Origin of the sequence: Rhizobium ruizarguesonis (assembly GCF_017357285.1) — a bacterium.
Taxonomy (GTDB): domain Bacteria; phylum Pseudomonadota; class Alphaproteobacteria; order Rhizobiales; family Rhizobiaceae; genus Rhizobium; species Rhizobium ruizarguesonis.
Genome location: NZ_CP071678.1, coordinates 707564 through 728568 on the forward strand (window position 1 = coordinate 707564; position 21005 = coordinate 728568).

The 21005-nt window shown below is 62.8% G+C and carries 20 protein-coding genes; 7 read left to right on the top strand and 13 right to left on the bottom strand.

The features are described 5' to 3' along the window. The first annotated feature begins 20 nt into the window (after positions 1-20). Both J3P73_RS03430 and J3P73_RS03435 read left to right on the top strand, forming a co-directional pair. On the top strand, positions 21-374 hold the full coding sequence (locus J3P73_RS03430; RefSeq protein WP_130773924.1) for a DUF952 domain-containing protein: 354 nt from the start codon (positions 21-23) through the stop codon (positions 372-374). Then, on the top strand, positions 371-1459 hold the full coding sequence (locus J3P73_RS03435; protein ID WP_130773925.1) for a quinone-dependent dihydroorotate dehydrogenase: 1089 nt from the start codon (positions 371-373) through the stop codon (positions 1457-1459). The genes J3P73_RS03430 and J3P73_RS03435 overlap by 4 nt, the downstream gene beginning before the upstream one ends. Here J3P73_RS03435 and J3P73_RS03440 read toward each other — a convergent pair. The 3 genes from J3P73_RS03440 to J3P73_RS03450 all read right to left on the bottom strand — a co-directional run bounded on the left by J3P73_RS03440 (position 1435) and on the right by J3P73_RS03450 (position 3632). Continuing rightward, complete coding sequence (locus tag J3P73_RS03440) at positions 1435-2781, bottom strand: MATE family efflux transporter (RefSeq protein WP_130773926.1); 1347 nt, start codon at positions 2779-2781, stop codon at positions 1435-1437. The genes J3P73_RS03435 and J3P73_RS03440 overlap by 25 nt on opposite strands. Before the next feature lie 85 nt (positions 2782-2866). Then, positions 2867-3364 (bottom strand): CAP domain-containing protein, encoded by a 498-nt coding sequence (locus J3P73_RS03445; RefSeq protein WP_018483937.1) that lies wholly within the window; start codon positions 3362-3364, stop codon positions 2867-2869. A 1-nt stretch (position 3365) separates the two neighbouring features. Continuing rightward, entirely contained in the window at positions 3366-3632 is a 267-nt protein-coding gene (locus J3P73_RS03450; RefSeq protein ID WP_024321021.1) for a DUF6460 domain-containing protein, read from the bottom strand. Between the two features lie 201 nt (positions 3633-3833). On the opposite strand from J3P73_RS03450, the gene J3P73_RS03455 reads away from it, so the two are divergent. Both J3P73_RS03455 and J3P73_RS03460 read left to right on the top strand, forming a co-directional pair. After that, positions 3834-4766, top strand: coding sequence for a class I SAM-dependent DNA methyltransferase (locus tag J3P73_RS03455; protein ID WP_130773927.1), 933 nt, complete (start codon positions 3834-3836; stop codon positions 4764-4766). Between the two features lie 210 nt (positions 4767-4976). Beyond that, a complete protein-coding gene (locus tag J3P73_RS03460; protein WP_075224262.1) occupies positions 4977-5612 on the top strand; it encodes a YitT family protein in 636 nt (211 codons plus the stop codon). A 334-nt stretch (positions 5613-5946) separates the two neighbouring features. Here the strand turns inward: J3P73_RS03460 and J3P73_RS03465 are convergent, their stop codons facing one another. Both J3P73_RS03465 and J3P73_RS03470 read right to left on the bottom strand, forming a co-directional pair. Beyond that, positions 5947-6408, bottom strand: a complete 462-nt coding sequence (locus tag J3P73_RS03465; RefSeq protein ID WP_130773928.1) for a carboxymuconolactone decarboxylase family protein — start codon at positions 6406-6408, stop codon at positions 5947-5949. Between the two features lie 23 nt (positions 6409-6431). Then, positions 6432-6932, bottom strand: coding sequence for an RrF2 family transcriptional regulator (locus J3P73_RS03470; protein ID WP_018072448.1), 501 nt, complete (start codon positions 6930-6932; stop codon positions 6432-6434). A 133-nt stretch (positions 6933-7065) separates the two neighbouring features. Between J3P73_RS03470 and J3P73_RS03475 the strand changes: the two genes are divergently transcribed. The 3 genes from J3P73_RS03475 (at position 7066) to pdeM (ending at position 11130) form a co-directional block, all read left to right on the top strand. Beyond that, the gene (locus J3P73_RS03475) at positions 7066-7698 is read left to right on the top strand and encodes a YitT family protein (RefSeq protein WP_130654523.1); all 633 of its coding nucleotides are present in this window, start codon (positions 7066-7068) and stop codon (positions 7696-7698) included. Between the two features lie 152 nt (positions 7699-7850). After that, positions 7851-10361: a ligase-associated DNA damage response DEXH box helicase gene (locus J3P73_RS03480; protein ID WP_130664041.1), complete on the top strand. Its 2511-nt coding sequence runs from the start codon at positions 7851-7853 to the stop codon at positions 10359-10361. A 43-nt stretch (positions 10362-10404) separates the two neighbouring features. Continuing rightward, a complete protein-coding gene (pdeM, locus tag J3P73_RS03485) occupies positions 10405-11130 on the top strand; it encodes a ligase-associated DNA damage response endonuclease PdeM (RefSeq protein ID WP_130693045.1) in 726 nt (241 codons plus the stop codon). A gap of 32 nt (positions 11131-11162) precedes the next feature. Here the strand turns inward: pdeM and J3P73_RS03490 are convergent, their stop codons facing one another. The 8 genes from J3P73_RS03490 to J3P73_RS03525 all read right to left on the bottom strand — a co-directional run bounded on the left by J3P73_RS03490 (position 11163) and on the right by J3P73_RS03525 (position 20800). Further along, a complete protein-coding gene (locus J3P73_RS03490; RefSeq protein WP_003545252.1) occupies positions 11163-11744 on the bottom strand; it encodes a transglycosylase SLT domain-containing protein in 582 nt (193 codons plus the stop codon). A 143-nt stretch (positions 11745-11887) separates the two neighbouring features. Next, on the bottom strand, positions 11888-12445 hold the full coding sequence (locus J3P73_RS03495; protein WP_130773929.1) for a dihydrofolate reductase family protein: 558 nt from the start codon (positions 12443-12445) through the stop codon (positions 11888-11890). A 224-nt stretch (positions 12446-12669) separates the two neighbouring features. Beyond that, on the bottom strand, positions 12670-13470 hold the full coding sequence (locus J3P73_RS03500) for a TIGR02186 family protein (protein ID WP_024321015.1): 801 nt from the start codon (positions 13468-13470) through the stop codon (positions 12670-12672). Continuing rightward, positions 13470-14393 carry a sulfite exporter TauE/SafE family protein gene (locus tag J3P73_RS03505; RefSeq protein ID WP_018072454.1) on the bottom strand — a complete coding sequence of 308 codons (924 nt, stop codon included), beginning with the start codon at positions 14391-14393 and terminating at the stop codon, positions 13470-13472. The genes J3P73_RS03500 and J3P73_RS03505 overlap by 1 nt, the downstream gene beginning before the upstream one ends. Before the next feature lie 315 nt (positions 14394-14708). Continuing rightward, the gene (locus J3P73_RS03510) at positions 14709-18488 is read right to left on the bottom strand and encodes a peptidoglycan-binding protein (protein ID WP_130690755.1); all 3780 of its coding nucleotides are present in this window, start codon (positions 18486-18488) and stop codon (positions 14709-14711) included. 327 nt (positions 18489-18815) lie between these two features. After that, positions 18816-19181 carry a VOC family protein gene (locus J3P73_RS03515; RefSeq protein ID WP_130690757.1) on the bottom strand — a complete coding sequence of 122 codons (366 nt, stop codon included), beginning with the start codon at positions 19179-19181 and terminating at the stop codon, positions 18816-18818. Between the two features lie 162 nt (positions 19182-19343). Next, entirely contained in the window at positions 19344-20045 is a 702-nt protein-coding gene (locus J3P73_RS03520; protein ID WP_018493673.1) for an SDR family NAD(P)-dependent oxidoreductase, read from the bottom strand. Continuing rightward, entirely contained in the window at positions 20042-20800 is a 759-nt protein-coding gene (locus J3P73_RS03525) for a DNA-3-methyladenine glycosylase I (RefSeq protein ID WP_245002705.1), read from the bottom strand. Before J3P73_RS03525 ends, J3P73_RS03520 begins: the two co-directional genes overlap by 4 nt. Between the last annotated feature and the right edge of the window lie 205 nt (positions 20801-21005).

Here is a 21005-nt window from a genome sequence, read left to right on the forward strand (position 1 = left end):
CAGCCTATCGTGAGGCCATGATGACCCTGACACCGACCCTTTACAAGATCGTGACGGAAACGCTCTGGCAGCAAGCCAGACAAACCGGCACTTTTCATGGCGCCGGCATCGATCTCAAGGACGGCTTCATCCATTTCTCGACCGCGGACCAGGTGAAGCAGACCGCCGCCCTGCATTTTGCCGGCCAGTCCGGCCTGTTGCTGATTGCCGTCGATGGCGGCGGCTTCAGTGACAAGCTGGTCTTCGAGCCCTCGCGCGGCGGCGATCTCTTCCCGCATCTCTACGCCGATCTGCCGCTGGCCACCGTGCTCTGGGAGGCGCCGCTGCCGCTCGACGAAGCCGGCGCCCATGTCTTTCCGGAGCTGCAGCCATGATCGATCCCTTCAAGCGTCTCGCCCGCAAGGGTCTCTTCCTGTTCGATCCGGAAACGGCGCACGGCATGTCGATCGCCGCCTTGAAATCCGGCCTCGTGCCTGCCTGCCAGCTGACGCCCGATCCGCGCCTGCGCCAGACCGTTGCCGGCCTTACCTTCGAAAATCCGCTCGGCATGGCCGCCGGCTACGACAAGAATGCCGAAGTGCCGGAGGCGCTGTTGAAGCTCGGCTTCGGCTTTACCGAGATCGGCACGGTGACGCCGAAGCCGCAATCCGGCAATCCGCGGCCGCGCATCTTTCGCCTGGTGGAGGATGAAGCCGTCATCAACCGCCTCGGCTTCAACAATGAAGGCCATGATGCCGCCTTCGGGCGCCTCGCCGCGCTAGGGGGCGGTGGCATGATCGGCGTCAATATCGGCGCCAACAAGGATAGCGAGGACCGCATCGCCGACTATGTCGCCGGCATCCGCCGCTTTTATTCCGTCGCGCGCTATTTCACCGCCAACATCTCCTCGCCGAACACCCCCGGCCTGCGCGACCTGCAGGGGCGCGAAAGCCTTGCGGTGCTGTTATCAGCCGTGCTTGCGGCGCGTGACGAAATGGCGGCGGCATCCGGCCGGACGATCCCGGTCTTTCTGAAGATCGCGCCTGATCTGACCGAGGAAGGCATGGACGATATCGCCGCGGAAGTGCTCTCGCATGCGCTGGATGGCCTGATCGTCTCCAACACCACGCTGTCGCGCGATGGCCTTAAGGATCAGCGCCAGGCGAAGGAGGCGGGCGGTCTCTCCGGCGTGCCGCTGTTCGAAAAGTCGACGGCGGTGCTCGCCAGGATGCGCAAGCGCGTCGGCCCGGCCCTGCCGATCATCGGCGTCGGCGGCGTCTCCTCGGCCGAGACCGCGATGGAGAAGATCAGGGCGGGCGCCGATCTCGTCCAGCTCTATTCCTGCATGGTCTATGAAGGCCCCGGCCTGGCCGGCGATATCGTCCGCGGCCTCTCGAAGCTCCTGGACCGCGAAAAGACGGCTTCGATCCGCGACCTGCGCGATGTCAGGCTGGATTATTGGGCGGCGCGAAAGGTCTGATCGGCCCGCGACCGCACCAGCATCGCCAGGAAGAAACCGCGGAAGAGCAGGAAGGCGTTCATCGCCAGCCACAGGCCATGATTGCCGAAGAGCGGCACGAAGACCGCGAGCATCAAGAGATAGCCGGCAAAGGACATCAGCATCCGGTTGCGCATGTCGGCCGACCATGTGGCGCCGATAAAGACTCCGTCCATCAGGAAGGCGAGCGCGCCGGTCAATCCCGTCACCGCGGCCCAGGGCAGATAGGTTTCGGCCGCCTGCCGCACCTCGGGTGAGGTCGTCAGCACCGAAATCAACCAGGGGCCGGCGAGGAAGAAGAAGGCGGAACCAACAGCGGCCAGCCCGAAGGACCACAAGGTCGTCAGCTTCAGCCCGCGGTCGAAGGCCGGCCGGTAATGCGCGCCGATCGCCCGGCCGATGATCTGTTCGGCGGCATTGGCAAGGCCGTCGAGATAATAGCCGGACAGCAGGAAGAAATTCATCACCACGGCATTGGCGGCAAGCGTCACCGCGCCGAAGCTGGTGCCGATCCGCGTCATGATGGTGAAGGCGCCGATCAGCACGAAGGTGCGGATCAGGATATCGCGGTTGAGTGCGAAAAGCTCAGCCAGCCGGTGCCGGGAAAAGACCTCGGACCATGCCGGCCGCGATGCCTTGCCGAAGCCGCTGAGCACGATGGCAAGCCCGGCGAGCGCGCCGACGGTTTCGCCGGCCATCGTTCCCCAGGCGACCCCCGCCACGCCCCAATCGAGCGTCAGGCCGAGATAGATGGAAAGCAGGATGTTGATGCCGTTGATAACAGCCTGCAGCAGCAGTCCGATATTGCCCTGTCCGCGCCCGAGCACAAAGCCGAGGATGGCATAATTCGCCAGCGCCGCCGGTGCTGCCAGCATGCGGATCGAGAAATAGGTGCCGGTTGCCTCGGCGATCGCTCCTTCCGCCCCCATCAACCTCAACCCCGCCGCCATCAGCAGCGGCGAAAGACAGAGCAGCGCCAACCCGCAGCCGAGAGCCGAAATCATTGCCCGGGAAAAGACCGCCTGCTGCTCGTGTTGGTCACGACGGCCATAGGCCTGCGCCGTCAGTCCGGTGGTCGAGGCGCGCAGGAAGTTGAAGCTGCCGAGGATCAGATCGAACAGCATCGCGCCGATTGCCAGCCCGGCCAGCGCCTCCGCATTGCCCATGCGGCCGACGACGGCGGTGTTCGTCAGCCCCAGCAGCGGCGTCGTCATGAAGCCGAGCGTCATCGGAAGGGCGATCGACAGCACCATCAGGTGCGTCACGTCGAATGCGAGCGCGTTGTGATTGCTGCGTGTATCCATGCCGGCCTCGTCGCGGCAGCGCCACGCGTCGTTTCAGACGCGCAACAGACGCTGCATCACTTGAACTGCTGCAGGCGGAATCACCTCAGCTGGAAAGCACCATGGCCCAATAGGGCAGGTTCCTGGAAGATGTATTGTGGGCGACGGCAACGCCAAGGCCATCATAACGTCCGAGCATGTTTTCCAGGTGATGCGGCGAGTTGATCCAGGCCGTTACCACGGCATCGACGCTCTGCTGGCCGGCGGCGATGTTCTCAGCCGCTGGCAGCCGCACGCCGCTCGCCTTGACACGCGCACCGAAGCTGTCGGTCATGCCCATCAGATGCGCCATCTTGCCGGCGCTCGCCATGCGTTTTGCCTGGAACAGGGCGGCGGTGGTCGCCGCCGGATCGACGGCAAGCGCCGGCAGGCCGTGTTTGGCCCGCAGCTGGTTGACGAGCGGCAGCACGCTCGCCGTCTCGTCTTCGCCGTCCGACGGCGTGCCGGCCATCCGCGGGGTCGTGGTGCAGCCGGCGATGCCGGCGGCGAGCGCAAGTCCGGAAAGGCGTAGCAGGCCGCGTCTGGAAAGATCGATGGATGTCATGTTACCGGCGGTAGCTGAAAAGACGAAGGATGACGAAGAGCGGAATGACGATCGTCGCGCCGAGGATGAGATAGTCGCCGACGCGCCCGAGAGCCGAGAAGCCCCGGTGCCAGATTTCCAGGATGAAGTCGCGGACGCCGTCGATGATGCTCCACGGCGTCAGGCCGAAAACGGTCATGACGAAACCGACGATCAGCGACACCACGATAAGTTTTATCAATGTGCGGCCGATTGAATCGCCGAGGAACCTGTTCGCCTGATCGGACATAAGCCATCTCCTGTTTGCCCTTGGAATAAGGTCGCGGCGCGGCGCCCGCAAGCCCTTTCCGGAATTGGCCGCTTCGCCTCTGAAATAGGACTTGAGTTTTTTTGTGGCCGCCGCCAAATGCGGGCCAATGCATGTCGCCCGGAAGTGTGCAGCGGTTCCGGGAAAACGACATGCATAAAACAAAGAGCTACAGGTCCATTGATGCAGCCCCACCAGCTTTCCTCCGGCGATGTCATTGCCGACCGCCGCGCCGACTATGCCAGGATGCTCGAGGAAGGCGGCGAGCCGGAAGCGGCTGCCGAGCTGATGGAGCAGGCCCTCGAACTCGTGCCCGCCTGGGCAGCCGGCTGGTATCGCCTCGCCACCTATCTGGAAGAGGCGGGCAGGGGTGAAGCCGCGATCGAGGCCTATCGCAAGACGCTTGCCCTCGATCCCGAAGACATTTTCGGCGCTGCCCTCAAACTCGCCCTTCTCGGCGACGCGGCCACGCCTGACCTGCCGCCGAGCCGCTATGTCGAGCGCCTCTTCGACGACTATGCCGATCGGTTCGAATCAGCACTTGTCGATAAGCTCGACTACAATGTCCCGCAGAAGCTCGCAGCGCTCGTCGCCTCCACCGGCAGGTGTTACGAACTGGCCGTCGATCTCGGCTGCGGCACCGGCCTGCTCGGCCCGGAAATCCGTAGCTTTGCCGGCCGCCTCGAAGGCTTCGACCTCTCGCAGAACATGCTGGCGAAGGCTGCCGAGAAACGGGTCTATGACAGTCTCACCCAGGCCGATCTCTCGCTCGCGCCCGAGCTCTCCGGCCTCTTTGCAGATGCGGCGCGCCGTCGCGCCGACCTGGTGACGGCAGCCGATGTGCTGATGTATCTCGGCAATCTCGAAAGCGTCTTTGCCATCGTCGGAGAGCTCGCTGCACCAGGCGCCGATATCGCCTTTTCCGTCGAGGATGCAGGTGAGGGCGACGGCTTTCACCTCGCTCCGTCGCTGCGCTACGCCCATTCGGAAAGCTATGTCAGGATGCTTCTTGCCCGTCACGGCTTCCAAATCCTCAAGATCGTCAAATCGGTCATTCGCAAAGATGGCGGAAAACCGGTTTCCGGCATTCTGTTCCTTACGCATAAGCCCGTGTGAGCGAACATTTCTTGCGATTTTTTAATAGGTCAGCATTGCTTACCTATTTCGCTTGATCGAAAGGCCGAAAAACCCGATACTGCACCGCATCGGCAGAGAGCTTGGCAATTAACGCCGAGGCGCTCGGGCTCCTTTCATGATCCAAAATTCCGTCGCGCCCAGATCTTCCCAAGCGCGTTCTTGAACTCGTCTGCCGTGGAGACTGGCGACATGACACAGCTCATCAATGCCCTTGGCTTCTGGAATACGACTGCGACGCGCCACACCCCGATCGAAGATGTACAGGGCATATTCTCCGGCAGCTTCGTTGCGGCGCTCGGCCTTTATGTGCTCGCCAGCGCCGGCCTTCTCACCGGCAGCACGGCCGGCGTGGCCTTCCTCCTGCATTATGCCTTCGGCGTCAATTTCGGGCTTGCCTTCTTCCTGCTCAACCTACCGTTCTTCTATCTCTCGTGGAAGCGCCTCGGCATGGCCTTCACCATCAAGACCTTCATCGCCATCGGCCTGACCTCGGTGATTGCCGATGTGCAGTCGCGCTTCCTGACCATTTCGAGCATTCATCCGGCCTGGGCGGCCCTGCTCGGCGGCCTGCTGCTCGGCTTCGGCCTGCTGGCGCTTTATCGCCACCGCGCCAGCCTTGGCGGCGTCGGCATTCTCGGCATCTACCTGCAGGAGCGTTTCGGCATCCGTGCCGGCCTCGTCCAGCTCGCGATCGACATGTGCGTGCTCGCCGCCGCCTTCTTCGTCACCACGCCGCCTGTCGTTTTCTATTCGGTGCTCGGCGCCGTCGTCCTCAACCTCTTCGTCGCCATCAATCATCGCGCCGACCGCTACATCGCGTTGTAACATTACCAATCGGTAAGCCATTCTAAATAAAACGTAACTTGCCTGTGATCGGTCTCGGCGCCAAACTCTGCTCGCGCCGGATTTGATGAGGTGAACTATGTCAGATTTGGAAAAGCTTGTGAGACGCCGTATGCAGGAAGAACGCGCCAAGGGCGCTTCCGCAGAAGAAATTGCGAAAGTCGTCCGAGACATATTCAACAGCATGGACCCCTCGGGCAATCGGTTTGACGCCGTTGCCGTACGAGCCACCAGGGATCACGAGTGATCCGATATTCGACCGACCCGAGATTTTCGGGTCGGTTGCCAGGATGAATTCTCGGTAAGCAGATTTCGATCAGGCGGCCTTCGTTACCGCATCAATCGGATGCTGCGAGCGGAAGCCGACGGCAAGCCGGTTCCAGATGTTGATCGCGCCGATCGCCACCGTGATCTTCGTCATTTCTTCTTCGGAAAAATGCGCCTTCAGCGTCTCGTAGTCGGCATCCGGCGCGCCTGTTTTGGCGATATTGGTCACTGAATCCACCCAGCCGAGCAGCGCCCGTTCGCGGGCGTCATAGACCGGCGATTCCCGCCAGACGCACATCAGGTTGATCCATTGCTCGCTCAGCCCATCATGGCGGGCTTCCTTCACATGCATGTCGACGCAATAGGCACAGCCGTTGATCTGCGAGGCGCGCAGCTTGATCAGATGGATGAAGCGGCGCTCCAGTCCGGAGGACTGGACATATTGCTCGAGCGCGGCGACAGCCTTGTAGGCATCGGGAGCGGCTTTGGCGAAGTTGAAACGTGATTGCATGGTCTTTCTCCTTTGTTGGTGGCTCAACGAGCCGTCTTGCGTTCATGGATTTCAAGGAAAGCGCAGCCTCTAGCGGCGATCGATCCGTCGTCGAGAGCGTTCAGTTCGATGCCGAGATCGGCAATGCTCGTCTTGGCAAGTTCGGCCCGATAGACTCGTTCGGCCCTGAGCATCGCCGCGCTGATGTTGCAGGGCTTGGCAAAGAAGCGATCGGAGACCGGGTTCGGTCCGCGCTGGCGGATTTCGGCGCAGCGGAAGGCCGGCGCCGGTCCTTCGACCGCGATCACGATGTCGAGCAGCGAAATTTCCTTCGCCGCCTTGGCCAGCCGATATCCGCCCTTCGGCCCCGGCACGGTATCGAGGATGCCGGCGCCCGACAGTGCCTGCAGATGCTTCAGCAGATAACTCGTCGAGACGCCGTGGAATTCCGCCAGCGCGGCCGCCGATAGCACGCCGCCCTCGGAGAGGCCGGAAAGCATCGCAACGCTGTGAATGGCCTGCTCGACCCCATCGCCCATCTTCATCCACGTGGCCTCCTCAATTCGTGGATAAAAAATATCCATGATTATGCCGCCTGTCAAGAGACGTCCGCGTTGCTTGCCACTTGCCTTTATCCTGACCCCGGATAGAAGACGGAAAAGCCGACAGGGGAACATCATGGCATCCAACGCTTTCGCAGGCCTTCTGAATTCCAGCGCCGATCGCCACTCGCTGCTGGACGACGCCCAGGGCATCGTCGCCGGCAGCATGCTCGCCGTTCTCGGCGTAACGCTTCTCTCCGGCGCCGGACTGCTTGCCGGCGGCACGGCGGGCCTTGCCTTCCTCGCCCATTATGCGACGGGCTTCAGCTTCGGCCTCTGCTTCTTTGTCGTGAACCTGCCCTTCTATTATCTCGCCTTCCGCCGCTTGGGCCTTGCCTTCACCATCAAGACCTTCGCCGCCATCGCGCTGACCTCGGTCCTGTCCGAATTCGTCTCGGGCTTCATCAGCATGGCGCATGTCGATCCTTTCGCCGGTGCGCTCTTCGGCGGTCTCGTCATCGGCGCCGGCATGCTGGCGCTCTTCCGCCACCGCGCCAGCCTCGGCGGCATCGGCATTCTCGCCCTCTATATCCAGGATCGCTTCGGCTGGCGGGCTGGCTTCGTCCAGCTCGGCTTCGACGGCATCATCCTGGCGCTCTCCTTCTTCGTCGCAAGCCCCTTCATCATCGCCTGCTCAGTGCTTGGTGCGATCGTTCTCAACCTCACGATTGCCATCAACCACCGCAAGGACCGCTATATCGCCATGTGAATTGCTAAAGCGCGTCGCGATCTTTCAGATTCGCTCCTCGCGCTTTAGCTCTTTGTTTTTACGCATGTCGTTAGCGCAAAACCGCTGCACACTTTTGCGCGACATGCTTTGGCCGCTCTTCTCTTTCCCCGGCGTTTCACTAGTTTCAGGGCGTGGACCAGATCGATTCCGAAGCCCGCACACTGCTTCCTGCTGCCTTTACCCGCTGGTTTGCGGAAAAGGGCTGGCGCCCGCGCGCCCATCAGCTGGAACTGCTCGCCCGCGCCGAGGCCGGCGAAAGCACGCTGCTGATTGCGCCGACCGGCGCCGGCAAGACGCTCGCCGGGTTTCTGCCGTCGCTCACCGATCTCACCCGCCGCGGCCGGATACCGCCCGGCTCCGCCTTCACCGGCATCCACACCCTCTATGTCTCGCCGCTGAAGGCGCTTGCCATCGATATCGAGCGCAATCTGATGAAACCGGTTGCGGAGATGGGCCTGCCGGTCACCGTCGAAAATCGCACCGGCGACACGCCGAACGCCAAGCGCCAGCGCCAGAAACTCAGCCCGCCGGATATTCTGCTGACGACGCCGGAACAGGTCGCCCTGCTGCTGGCGAACCGCGAGGCCGAGCGCTTCTTCAAGGACCTGAAATATATCGTCCTCGACGAGCTGCATTCGCTGGTCACCTCCAAGCGCGGCCACATGCTTTCGCTCGGCCTTGCCCGCCTGCGCCGCCTTGCCCCCGGCCTCCAGACCATCGGCCTGTCGGCCACCGTCGCCGAACCCATGGATCTGCAGAAATGGCTGGTCGGCCAGGAAGAGGGTAGCGAACATTATGCCGGCCTCGTTGTCGTCGAAGGCGGCGCCAAGCCCGATATCTCGATTCTTTCGACCGAAGAGCACATTCCCTGGTCCGGCCATTCCGCCCGATATGCCATTCCCGATGTCTACCGGCATCTTGTCGAACATCGCACGACGCTGCTCTTCGTCAACACCCGCAGCCAGGCCGAAATGCTTTTCCAGGCACTCTGGACGATCAATGACGACAACCTGCCGATCGCGCTCCACCACGGCTCCCTCGATGTCGCCCAGCGCCGCAAGGTCGAGGCGGCGATGGCCGAAAACCGGCTGCGCGCCGTCGTTGCCACCTCCACTCTCGATCTCGGCATCGACTGGGGCGATGTCGATCTCGTCATCCATGTCGGCGCGCCGAAGGGCGCCTCGCGTCTTGCCCAGCGCATCGGCCGCGCCAATCACCGCATGGACGAGCCCTCGAAGGCGATCCTGGTTCCCGCCAACCGTTTCGAGGTCATGGAGTGTCAGGCCGCCCTCGATGCCAATTATATCGGCGCGCAGGATACCCCGCCCGTCGGCCGCGGCGCGCTCGACGTGCTCGCCCAGCATGTGCTAGGCATGGCCTGCGCCGAGCCTTTCGACATGCTGGAACTCTACGATGAGGTCACCAGCGCCTCGCCCTATGCCGATCTCAGCTGGGAGACCTTCGAGCGCATCGTCGATTTCGTCGCGACCGGCGGTTATGCGCTCCGCACCTACGAGCGTTACGCCCGCATCCGCAAGACCGGGGAGGGCCGCTGGCGCGTCTCCAATCCTGCGGTCGCCCAGCAATACCGCCTCAACCTCGGCACCATCGTCGAAAGCCCGATGCTGAATATCCGCATGGTCAAGCGCGGCGAGGGCGGCAGGATCGGCCGTGGCGGCGCCACGCTGGGGAAGGTCGAGGAATATTTCCTCGAGCAGATGTCGCCCGGCGATACTTTCATCTTCTCCGGCAAGGTGCTGCGCTTCGAGGGCATTCGCGAAAATGAGTGCCTTGCCTCGCAGGCCTTTTCGCTCGATCCGAAGATCCCGTCCTATAATGGCGGCAAGTTTCCGCTGTCGACCTATCTGGCCGAGCAGGTGCGGGCGATGATCGCCGATCCCGATCGCTGGCGCCGCCTGCCGGATCAGGTGCGCGACTGGCTGTCGCTGCAGAACGACAAGTCGATGCTGCCGAAGCGCGACGAGTTCCTGATCGAAACCTTTCCGCGCGGCAGCCGCGGCTACATGGTCGCCTATCCCTTCGAAGGCCGTCTCGCCCACCAGACGCTCGGCATGCTGCTGACCCGCCGGCTGGAGCGGATAGGCGCCAAACCGCTCGGTTTCGTCGCCACCGATTATTCGCTTGCCATCTGGGGCCTCGAGGATATGGGGCTGATGATCCGCAACGGCCGGCTCAGCCTCTCCGACCTCTTCGACGAAGACATGCTCGGCGACGATCTCGAAGCCTGGCTGGACGAATCCTTCCTGTTGAAGCGCACTTTCCGCAATTGCGCCGTGATTGCAGGCTTGATCGAGCGCCGCCATCCGGGCAAGGAAAAGAGCGGCCGGCAGATCACCGTCTCCGCTGACCTGATCTACGACGTGCTGCGCAGCCACGAACCGGATCACATCCTCCTGCAGGCAACGCGGCAGGATGCGGCGACGGGACTTTTGGATATTGGCCGTCTTGGCGATATGCTGAGACGAATCAGGGGCCACATCACCCACCGCGCCCTCGACCATATTTCCCCGCTCGCCGTGCCGGTGATGCTGGAAATCGGACGCGAGGCGGTGCCGGGCGAGGCCCATGACGCACTCCTGGCCGAAGCGGCGGATGATCTGATCGCCGAAGCGTTGGCCTGATGAAAAATTGGGCCTGACTGACGTATTTGGGAATAAGAGAGTGATGAACCGCCTGGCGCTGGCGCGCGACATTTCAGGACTGGCCGCGATACCAGGCATCGAGACATCGGTGAACGGCATTGCCGCCGTCTGCGATCCGCTTGGCGCCCTCTATCTGCCGGATGCCGGCCTGCTCGTCGTCTCCGACCTGCATCTGGAAAAGGGTGCGGCCTTCGCGCGCCGCGGCATGATGCTGCCGCCTTACGATACGCTGGCGACGCTGACCGTCCTTGCCGCCGTCATCTCGCGTTATGATCCGAAGCTCGTCATCTCGCTCGGCGACAATTTCCACGACCGCATCGGTTCGAAGCATCTGCCGGAGAATTTCCGCACGTTGATCGTCAATATGGCCCGCGGCCGTGAATGGATCTGGATCAATGGCAACCATGATCCGGATGGCATCGTCGATCTGCCGGGCGCTTCCGCCGACGAGATGCAATATGCCGGCCTGACCTTCCGGCACGAGCCGAAGAACGGATTGCAGAGCGGCGAAATCGCCGGCCACCTGCACCCGTCGGCGACCGTCCGCCGCCGCGAGAAATCCATCCGCCGCCCGTGCTTTGCCACCGACGGCGCCCGCCTGCTGATGCCGGCTTTCGGCGTCATGAGCGGCGGTGTGGATCTCGGCCATCAGGCGATGAAGGGCCTGTTCGACAAGGCTTTGCTAGTGGCGCATCTGTTGGGGCGAGATCGGATTTATTCGGTCAGATATGGGAACTTGAGGGGGTAGTGCCCTTCATATTTGGACGGCACCGCCTAAACTCAATCGCACTCCTGCAACTGCCGCTGATACGTCCCCGCCATCCGCGCAAACTTCTGCGCCGTCTGCTGCAATTGCCCGTTCGAACGCCAGTCGCCGCGTTTGTACCCCGTCGGACCGGAATAATAGGCAAGATAGAGATTATAGGCATCGTTCAGCGGAATGCCGGTCTCCACGCTGTTTTGATAGTGATACCAGCCGATGAAATCGATCGCGTCGGCGAAGTTCGCCCGCCGTGCAGTCCAGTTCCCGGTCTGTGACTGATAGTGGTCCCAGGTGCCGTCGAGCGCCTGCGAATAGCCGTAGGCCGTCGACGGCCGGGTCCAGGGAATGAAGCCGAACAGCTTGGTGCGCGGCGGCCGCGCATAGGGCTGGAAACCGGATTCGGTATACATCGTCGCCATCAGGATCGGCACGGGCACGCCGTATTTCTTCTCCGTCCGCTCGGCTGCACTCTGCCAGCTGGAGAAGAGCCCGTCGCGCTCGTCGAAGACGGCACAGATGTTCCTCGTCTGCTTCGGCGCCGTCGCGCAGCCGGCAAGCAGCGCGAGACCCACGGCCGTCAGAACGATACGAGTACGCATGACAAAACCTCTCGTTTCCGAGAGATTACTAACTCGTAAATGTTAAAAACCGGTTTTTAGTCGAATGCGAACTTCCCAGGCTGCTCTCTTGTGCGGCCAGGGATGGATACCCTGGCCTGACCCACCGGACGGCATCCCATCCACTACGCCTTGACGGGCTCGTAGCGCAGGATCACCGCGCCGCCCTCCGTCGTCGAGGATTCGATGAGCTTCAGCGGCACCTTGCCCTCTGCCTGTTTGAAAAGCGGATTGCCGCCACCGAGGATCACCGGCGCCAGGCAAACCCGGATTTCGTCGATAAGCCCCGCTTTCAGCAGGCTGTCGGCAAGCTCGGCGCTGCCGAAGATGAAGATCGTCTTGCCGTCCTCCCGCTTCAGCCGCGTCAGTTCCGGGATCGGATCGCTGACGACGCGGGCATTGTTCCAGCCGGGCTCGGTCATCGTCCGCGACACGGCGATCTTGGCGATGCCGTTCATATAGGCCTTGATCTCACCTTCGCCCTCGGCGGTCGGCCAGTAGGCGGCCATGCCCTCATAGGTCTTGCGGCCAAACACCAGCAGATCGCCTTCCCTGCCGAACTGTTCGGCGTAGCGCTGCAATTCAGGCCCCCAGGCGAGATTGTGGAAGTCGATATCCCACGGCTTCGTGCCTTCGAAATAACCATCGAGCGTCATCAAATTCCAGACAACAAGCTTCCTCATTTCCATCCTCCTTCTGAATTGCCAATCAAGATAAAACCGATTGCGTTTAGCAACTGGTTGAAAACTAGATCGACTGATAGCAAAATGCAAGCGGTTTTTGGGGACATGGATGAGCTGCCGCCAAAACATCCGCGTAGCAGCTCCCGCACAGCGGGCTCGACGCCCGACCCAATTCGATCGCAGAAATCAATAGAGGAAATGGAGCCTCGCGCCTTGGCGGCGGATCAGTCCTTGCGGAAGATCAGGCTGGCACCCCAGCCGGTGATCACGGCGAGCAGCACGGCCGCACAGCCGTAGAGGATCGGCTGATCATGCGCCGCATCGGTGATCGTCTGCTCGATGCCGGTCTTGATGACCCGCAGCGGCAGCGATTTCTCGGTCACGAAAAGACCGCTCTTGAAGAGATAGGCGCGCACGCTATGCACGCCGTTCGGAATGTTCGCCGGCAAGCGCAGGCTCGCCTTGAAGAGGTTGGAGGAAACGAACCGCACGCCGCTGGGGTTGCGGTCGTAGAGCCCGCCGCCCTGCTGCAGCCGCCGGAAGGCGTCGCGGAATTCGCCGAGATTGCTGCCGTCGCCGACGAAGCCGACCGGCGTCAGCGGAATGTGGTCGATGCCGATCCCCTGATCGGTCAGGTCAAGCGGCGTCACGATGTCGTCGATCATGCGTGAACTCGACATCGAATAGGAATGCGGCACCGCTTCGAAGGTCATCGAGCGGGTGTTCACCCAGATGCCGAAGACGCGTTCCTTTTTGCGCACCGTCGCATCCTCGCGCGGGCCTTCCAGCACCACGACCACGTCATATTGGCCGACGGCGAGCAGCAGCTGATCTGTGTTCGAGAGCGCCCCGAAGATGGTCAGATCCGCACCGTGGAAATCCGAGGTGATGGCGATTTCGCTGGTCGACGTGCCGATTTCCAACCCTTCACGCACCGCCTCGGTTGCCTGCCCTGGCAGCCACTGGGCTCCGGCAGAAGCCGGCAGCAGGCAAAACAACGCGATGACGAAAACAGCCAAGCGCATCAGTTGCCGGCTCCCATCACCACCGAATAGACGTCGGCCGGCGCCACCACCAGCGCGATCGCAAGACGTAGGCCGACGGCGAGCACCAGCAGGCCGAGCAGGGCGCGCAGCTGCTCGCCGCGCAGCTTCTGGCCGACGCGCACGCCATATTGCGCGCCGATGACACCCGCCACCATCAGGATGAAGGCGAGCACGATGTCGACGGAAAAATTCGTCGCGGCCTGCACGATCGTCGTATAAGCGGTCACGAAGATGATCTGGAACAGCGAGGTGCCGACGACGACGTTGGTCGGGATGCGCAGCAGGTAGATCATCGCCGGCACCATGATGAAGCCGCCGCCGACACCCATGATCGAGGTGAGGATGCCGATCGCAAAGCCGAGCGCGACGACTGGAATGACGCTGAGATAGATCTTCGATTTCTTGAAACGCACCTTGAGCGGCAGCTTGTGCACCCAGTGCTGGTGGCCGGGCTTGCGCGGTGCGGGCGGCTCGTTGCGCGCTGCTCGCCGCATGGCATTGATGCTTTCGAGCAGCATCAGTCCGCCGACGGTGCCGAGGAAGACGACATACATCAGCGAGATGATGAGATCGAGCTGGCCGATGGCGCGCAGCAGCGAGAAGATCCAGATGCCGACCGTCGCACCCGTAAGACCGCCGACCAGCAGCACCGTGCCGAGCTTGACGTCGAGCGAGCCGCGCCGGAAATGCGTAATCGCGCCCGATATCGATGACGCCACAACCTGGTTGGCGCCGGTCGCGACCGCGACGACAGGCGGGATGTTATAGAAGATCAATAGCGGGGTGATCAGAAAACCGCCGCCGACGCCGAACATTCCAGACAGGAATCCGACGGCCGCCCCCATGCCGAGAATGATGAAAATGTTCACCGACAATTCTGCGATGGGCAGATAGATTGTCACAGCCGACCCCGAATGATGACCGCTCCTGCCGGGCGGTTTCTTGTCACGTCCCCGTTCGAATGCGCACCATACTGTGAAATCGTTGCCAGAGGCTTTCGATCGGCCCCGTGATTAGCCATAGAGATTGGCGGAGAGATCGGTGGCAGAGGATTCGCCGGATGCGCGGATCGATATGTCCGGGCATAATCCGGCTTTTTTCAGGTTTTGTGACAGACTGCGGTAAAATTGGAAAAAGCCTTGCGGCATAGTGCCGCCAGGCGTTTTTCATTGCCCGGAACAAAGAGTCGAGACGATCCCGCGTCGATGCGACGCGCCTCAGATCGCCTTGCTGCCCTGCTTGTTACGTTCTAGCAGCGCCTTCACGGTCGCGTCGGTCACCTTGCCGTCCGGCTCCTGGCCGACGGACTTCTGGAAGTTTTTGATCGCGGTCACGGTCTTCGCACCCATTTCGCCGTCCGGAACTCCGGCGTCGAAGCCGTTATTGTTGAGGATCGCCTGGATGTTGCGGACTGCCTTCTTCATGTCGACGGTCGCCGTCTTCGCGCCGGTGCCGGCCCATTCGTCGGGAATGTCGATGGTGTTCGTGCGGTGGTCGACCGGCTCCGGCTTCCAGAGATCGGCCTTGGCGCGCGCCCGTTCGAGCTGGTCGGGCTTCATGGCTTTGGCCACTTCGTCGCGCTTCTGCGCCGCATCCTTGTCGCCGGCCTTGGCGGCGATCGCAAACCATTTGTAGGACTCTTCGAGATCCTCCGGAACCCCGTTGCCGCGTGCGCAGAGGATCGCCAGGTTGAACTGGCTGTCGGTGATGCCGAGGTTCGCTGCCTTGGTGAACCACGAGGCGGCCGTTGCATAATCCTGCTGGCCAAGCGCGCCGGAGGCGTAGAGGACGGCGAGATTGTGCATGGCGCTGGCATTGCCCTGGTTTGCCGCCTGCTCGTAAAAACTCTTCGCTTTGGCGATGTCGCGTTCGACGCCGTTGCCCTTCTCGTACATGCTGCCGAGCCGGTATTCTGCCGGCGCAAAGCCTTTGTCGGCCGAAAGCTGGTACCAGCTCGCCGCCTGCTTCTGATCGACCGTCATGCCGTTGCGGCCGTCGGAATAACGCGCGCCGATTTCGAACAGCGCCAGCGCATCGCCGCCGCTCGCCGCATCGGCAAGCGATTTCGGCTGGACGGTGTCTGGAATGGTGATGGCGGCCTGCGGTGCGGGTGCGGGAACGAAGCCCGATGTCTCCTGCGCTGCGCCGGACGGAGCGGGAGGGGCAAAGGTCGCGGCCCCTTCGCCGTCGAGCGGCACCATATCGGTCAGATGGTCGCCGGCAACCGGCGGGGTTGCTTCCGGCTGCGCCTGTTCGGCGGCGGGCGGTACAGCTTCAGCTGCCGGAGCGGTCGTTCCGAGAGCGGCGGCATCCGGCTGGGCAGGTGTCGCTTCGGGCAAGGCCGGCGCCGGGTTTTCCGCCGTGCCGGTCAGCGCCGAGACTTCCGCTGGCGGCTGCGGCGCGCGCTCGCCGCTCGTCAGCGTTCGGGCGAGCGGAAAGGCCATGATGGCGAGCAGCACGGCGCCGACCGCCAGCAGGATCGGCCGCCGGTAGCGCGAAAAGGCGCTGGTCTTGCCCGTCTTGTCAGAAGCCTTGCCGGCCTTGTCGGCATTCGCGCCCTTCTTCTCGGCCTTGACGGCTGCCTGCTTCGGATTGGCATCCACCTCCATCGCGGCCGCCTGCGCCGCACGGCGCGCAGCAGCGATATAATCGGCGCGATCGGTTTCACCGGCAGGTTTGCCGCGCGCCGCACTCTGGCTGGCGCGAACCCGTTCAAGGATCTTCTTTACGTCAGGTGCGCCCGAGCCCGGCTCGAGCAGTTCGTTTGCCGCATCCGTTGGCACCACGTCGGTGGGATCGATCGACGGCGCGGGATCGATCATCGGACGTTCGGTCGCCCGGCTCTCGGCTTTCTTGCCGGGCAGCAGCCGCTTGCCGAGGCTGGCGAGCAGGCTGGCCTTCGCCGGGACCTGTGTCCGTGCCGCTGTCGCAGCCTCCGTCGTCCTGGTCGCGGCTTCGATGGCGATCGCGCTGGTTCCGCTCATGGCGGTGGCTTGTGCCGGGGCGGCAGGCTCTGTTGCGACCTCGGCCGTGCGGATAACAGGAGAAGCCTTCGCTGTCGGGGCAGCGGCCGGCGTCCGGGTCATCTCGGCTTCGGCCACCATCAGCGCATAGGGATCGACATCGAAATCGACGTCGGCGACCGGCATCTGGGCGAGCGGCCGGCCGCGATCTTCCATGCCGTCGAGGCGGTCGGCGATATGCACCAGCGTCTCGTGCAGCGCCTGGAAAGTCTTGTGCGTGCGTTCCTCGCTGTCGCGGCTGAGATCCTCGAGGTGGCGCAGATCCTCGGCCAGCGCCGTCAGCGCCGACATGTCGGCGGCGGGCATGACACCCTGCGGGCCGCCATGACGCGAATAGGCTTCGACGACAGCCTCTGCCGCCTGGCGTGCGGCCTCGATGATATATTCGTCGCTCGTCGCCATATAGTCTTCGATCGCGCCCATGCGCTGGTCGAATTCGGGGGGTATCGCAGCGCTCTCGCGCGGCGCGCTCATCAGCGCCGACAGATTGGCGATCTGGTCTTCGAGGTTCTTCAGCGCGCGCGGATCGGTCGGCGCTGCCGATGTGCTTTCCTCCAGGCGGGCGGCAATGTCGCTCAGCCGTCCTTCGAGACGCAGGAAGGCGCTGTCGTCGGCTACAGCAGCGGGCGCCGGCGCCTGCTGCTGATAGGCCATCTCGTCGATGCGCCGGGCGAGATGGTCGAGCCGCTGCGCCAGCACGTCGTTGACGGCGCCATTCTCAAGCGCGTCGATCTTGCGGGAAATGTCGGAAAGCGTGCCGGTGAGGTCGGGCTGCGGTGCCGTCTCCTGCGTGCGCTCCAGCAGATAGGAAAGATGTTCCAGCCGTTCGTCGAGCCGCGACGTCGCTTCCGCCTTCGTCATCTCCTCGACGCGTCCCGTCAGCGCCTCCAGCCGCATCGCCAGCTCGTCGGCCGGGTTCACGCGGCTGGCCGCATCATGGCTCATCAGGTCGATCTGATCGGCCAGCGCCTCCAGCCGGTTTTCCAGCCGCTGCATCAGGCCCGGATCATTCGCAGTGGCCGTGCGCCCGCTTGCCGCGATCGCCCGGCTGATCTCGTCGAGCCGCATGTCCATGGCGGCGAACTGTTCGGACATCACCCGGTCGTGCGGCTGGATCATGTTGCCGAAGTGCTCCATCGCCGTGGCGATCGAGATGAGCTTGTCTTCCAGCGCCCGAACCGCCGGGCTTTCGCCCATGCCGCCGATATGGCGTTTGATGTCGTCGAGCCGATAGGCAAGCGAAACGAGCTCTTCCTGCAGCCCTTCGGTATCGAGCGCCGCAAGCCGGTTCTCGAAACCGTCCCAGCGGTTTTCCATATGGCGCAGCGAATCCTCGCGCGCCAGCCCGTCCATCAGCGAGCGCAGCTCTTCAAAATCCTCGCGAAGGCCCGTGGCCTCCGGCGCGGCGGACCGGCCGGTCAGCTGCGTGATGCTCTGGGCAAGGCGGCCCATGTCGGCGCGCATGTCGTCGGCGAAACGGCCGTCTCCGGCATTTGTCTTGATCTCGCGCAGCTCGGCGCGCAACGCGTTCATCTCACGGGTGACGCCCTCGGAAATGTCGCGCTTCAGGTCCTGCCGCAGGTTGACGAGGGCCTGGGCAATCTCCGTCATCGTATCGTCGCCGGCGCGCAAGGCCGGCGCTGGCACTGGAGCGGCGGCGCGCGGCACAGGTTCGCGAAGCTGCGGGGCCTGTTCGCGTGCGTAGGGCCGTTCGCGGCTGGCTTCGAGCGCGCGCTGGCGTTGACGGATTTCGGCGAGCGGATCGGGCCGCGGCTCGGGCGGGGCCTTTGCGGGCCGGGGAGCATGGGAGCCGGCATAAGGATCGCGCTCGGCCGCTGCAGTGCGCGGCCGCTGTTCGCGCCCGCTGCCCATCAGCCCTTCGATGCGCGCCTCCAGCCCTTCGATCGTGCGGTTCAGCGCATCGAGCGAGGTCCTGTCGGACTGTCGGGAAAGATTTGATCGCGATCCGTTCATCTTCTTGCTCGCTTCGACTGCTCGACCCCTCGTCAGAGCTCGATCTTTGGCTTTTCGTCTGCTGCCCGCTTTACGCGGACCTGAGCGCACCATTCATAAGACGATAGTCAATTAGACTTTCCTCAAGCTGAACGATGTAGCGGCATCCTTAAGGAACGCGAGACTGGGAAAAGGAATGCGGATCGCTACTGCTCAATCCGCACCTTTCACGAAACGTGGTAAACAAGCCGTTAATGCCGATGGGAATTTTTTAACGTTTGTGTTCAAAACGCCGTTTTTGGCGGCAATTGCCCCCGAACGCATCACATCGAATGGCCACTCGCGGGCTCAGGCGGGCCTGGGATATTGCAGCTCGATTTTCACGCCTTCGGGTCCGTAGACGAAGACCTGACCGAGATCGGTGTCGGGGATATCGTAATATTCGTAGCGATAACCGCCCGATTTGATGCGCTCCAGCGCCGGCCCGAATTCGTAGAGGCTGAAGGCGACATGATTGAAGACGCCGGGTGGAAAATCGGTGCTGCGCGATGTCAGGCTGAGATGGATGACCGGGCGTTCGTCCAGATAGAGCCAGTGGCCGGGCGAGGCGAAGGGCGGCCGATAGCCCTCGCTAACGCCGAGCACGGTCTCCAGGAAGCCGATCATCCCGGGCGCATCGCGGGTCTCGATGGTGACGTGGTCCAGACGCGGCATCAGTGTCCTCCCGGCCAACTCCGAGAATGAACATAATCTGTTTGATGTCGCCGCGAAAGTTGCCTCGCCGTGGCAGTATGCCGCCGCCAGAGCATGATGCCGAAAAGTGTGAGCGGTTTTCGGACGACATCATGCTCCGATTATTTAATCTAGAACTGAAGCTCAGAAGCTTTCCGTCCAGGGCCGGACTTCCACCTCCAGCGACCATGCGCTGCGGTGCTGGCGAAGCACGTCGATATAAGTCTGGGCGATCGAATCCGGCAGCAGCGTGCCATCCGGCTTCTCCACCCGGTCTGGCCGGGTCTGCGAGCGGACCGCACCGTCGATGACGAAATGGGCGACATGGATGCCCATCGGCCCGAGTTCGCGGGCAGCACTCTGGGCAAGGCCACGCAGCGCGAACTTGCCCATCGCGAAGGGTGCCGATTGCGCAAAGCCCTTCACGCTGGCCGACGCGCCGGTGATGAGGATGGCGCCGCGGCCGCGCGGGATCATCCGCCGCGCCGCCTGCTGCACCACCAGGAAACCGCCGAAAGCGGTGGTCGCAATCGCCTTCTCGACATCGGCGGGATCGAGTTCGGCGAGCGGGCCGCGCTGACGGGCGCTGGCATTGAAGATCACCACGTCAGGCCCGCCGATCGCAGCGGCAGCCGCTTCGAAGAGTGCTGCGACGCTCGCAGGTTGCGAGACATCCGTTGTAAAGGCGCTGGCGCCGGTCTCCTCGATGAGCCCTTGCAGTTTCTCGATATTGCGGGCGGCGAGCCCGACCTTGACACCCTGCGCCGACAATTGCCGGGCAAGCGATGCGCTGATGCCGGAGCCCGCGCCGACAATCAGCGCGCTCTCATAGGGAAAATCGATCATGATGTCTTCCTCGATGGATCGTCGCAAAGACGTAGGAAGTCCGAACGGCCGGCGCCACCACTCGACCGGAATTTCAGTGTGCTGAATCGCGGATAGGCGCTGATGCGCGAGAGATGGATGAAGGAAAGGCCCGTTTCCTCCGCCCAGTCATTGAAGGCCTGCTGGATCAGCTGCTGGTCCTTCTTCGTCGTGCCGGAGGAGGAGAGCGGCACGCCGGCCGATCGGAGGCAGGCGAGCACGTCGATCGTGGCGATGAAGCTGTCGCGGCCGATGCCGCGCAGGAAATATTGTCCAGTCATGCCGCCGAGCCGGTTGCCGCGTTTGCTCAAAAGGTCGAGAAGGCCGATCTGGTCATCCCCAGGCCAGTCGGCGAAGAAGACGCCGGCGCTGCCATATTCCTTCGCCAATTCCCTGATGAAGGCGGCATTGGCCCGAACCGACATGATCTTGGCGCCGTTGCGGATGATCCGCTCATCCGAGGTGAGGGCGTGCCAATAGTCGTCGGGCGCAATATTCAGCATCGCCGGATCAAAACCGGAAAACGCTGCCTCGAAACCTGGCCACTTGCTGTCGATCACCTTCTGGACGAAACCACTGTAGAAGATGCGCCGGGTCATGTCTGCCAGGATGCGATCGTCGGGCACGGCGCGCAGCCGCTCGTGATCCGGTCGATGATTCTCCAGCAAGGCCTGCAACGCGGCCGCTCCGCCCTTTCGTTCCTCCGCACGCTGCCTTATCGCTTCGAAACTGATCATGCGGCCCTCCTGAAACATTGCCCGATGGCGGTTTGAGCGACGCTTCCGTTTATACGCCGTTCTGCGATGGACAAGGAAGATGAGATGGCGTCTCTTCCCTCCCACGCGTGACGCATCACGCGTCGCACTTTCATCGCCCTACGGATTCGCGCGTTCGAATTTTTTTCATGAAAAGACGGCCAATGTACAAATTTTGACGTTTACG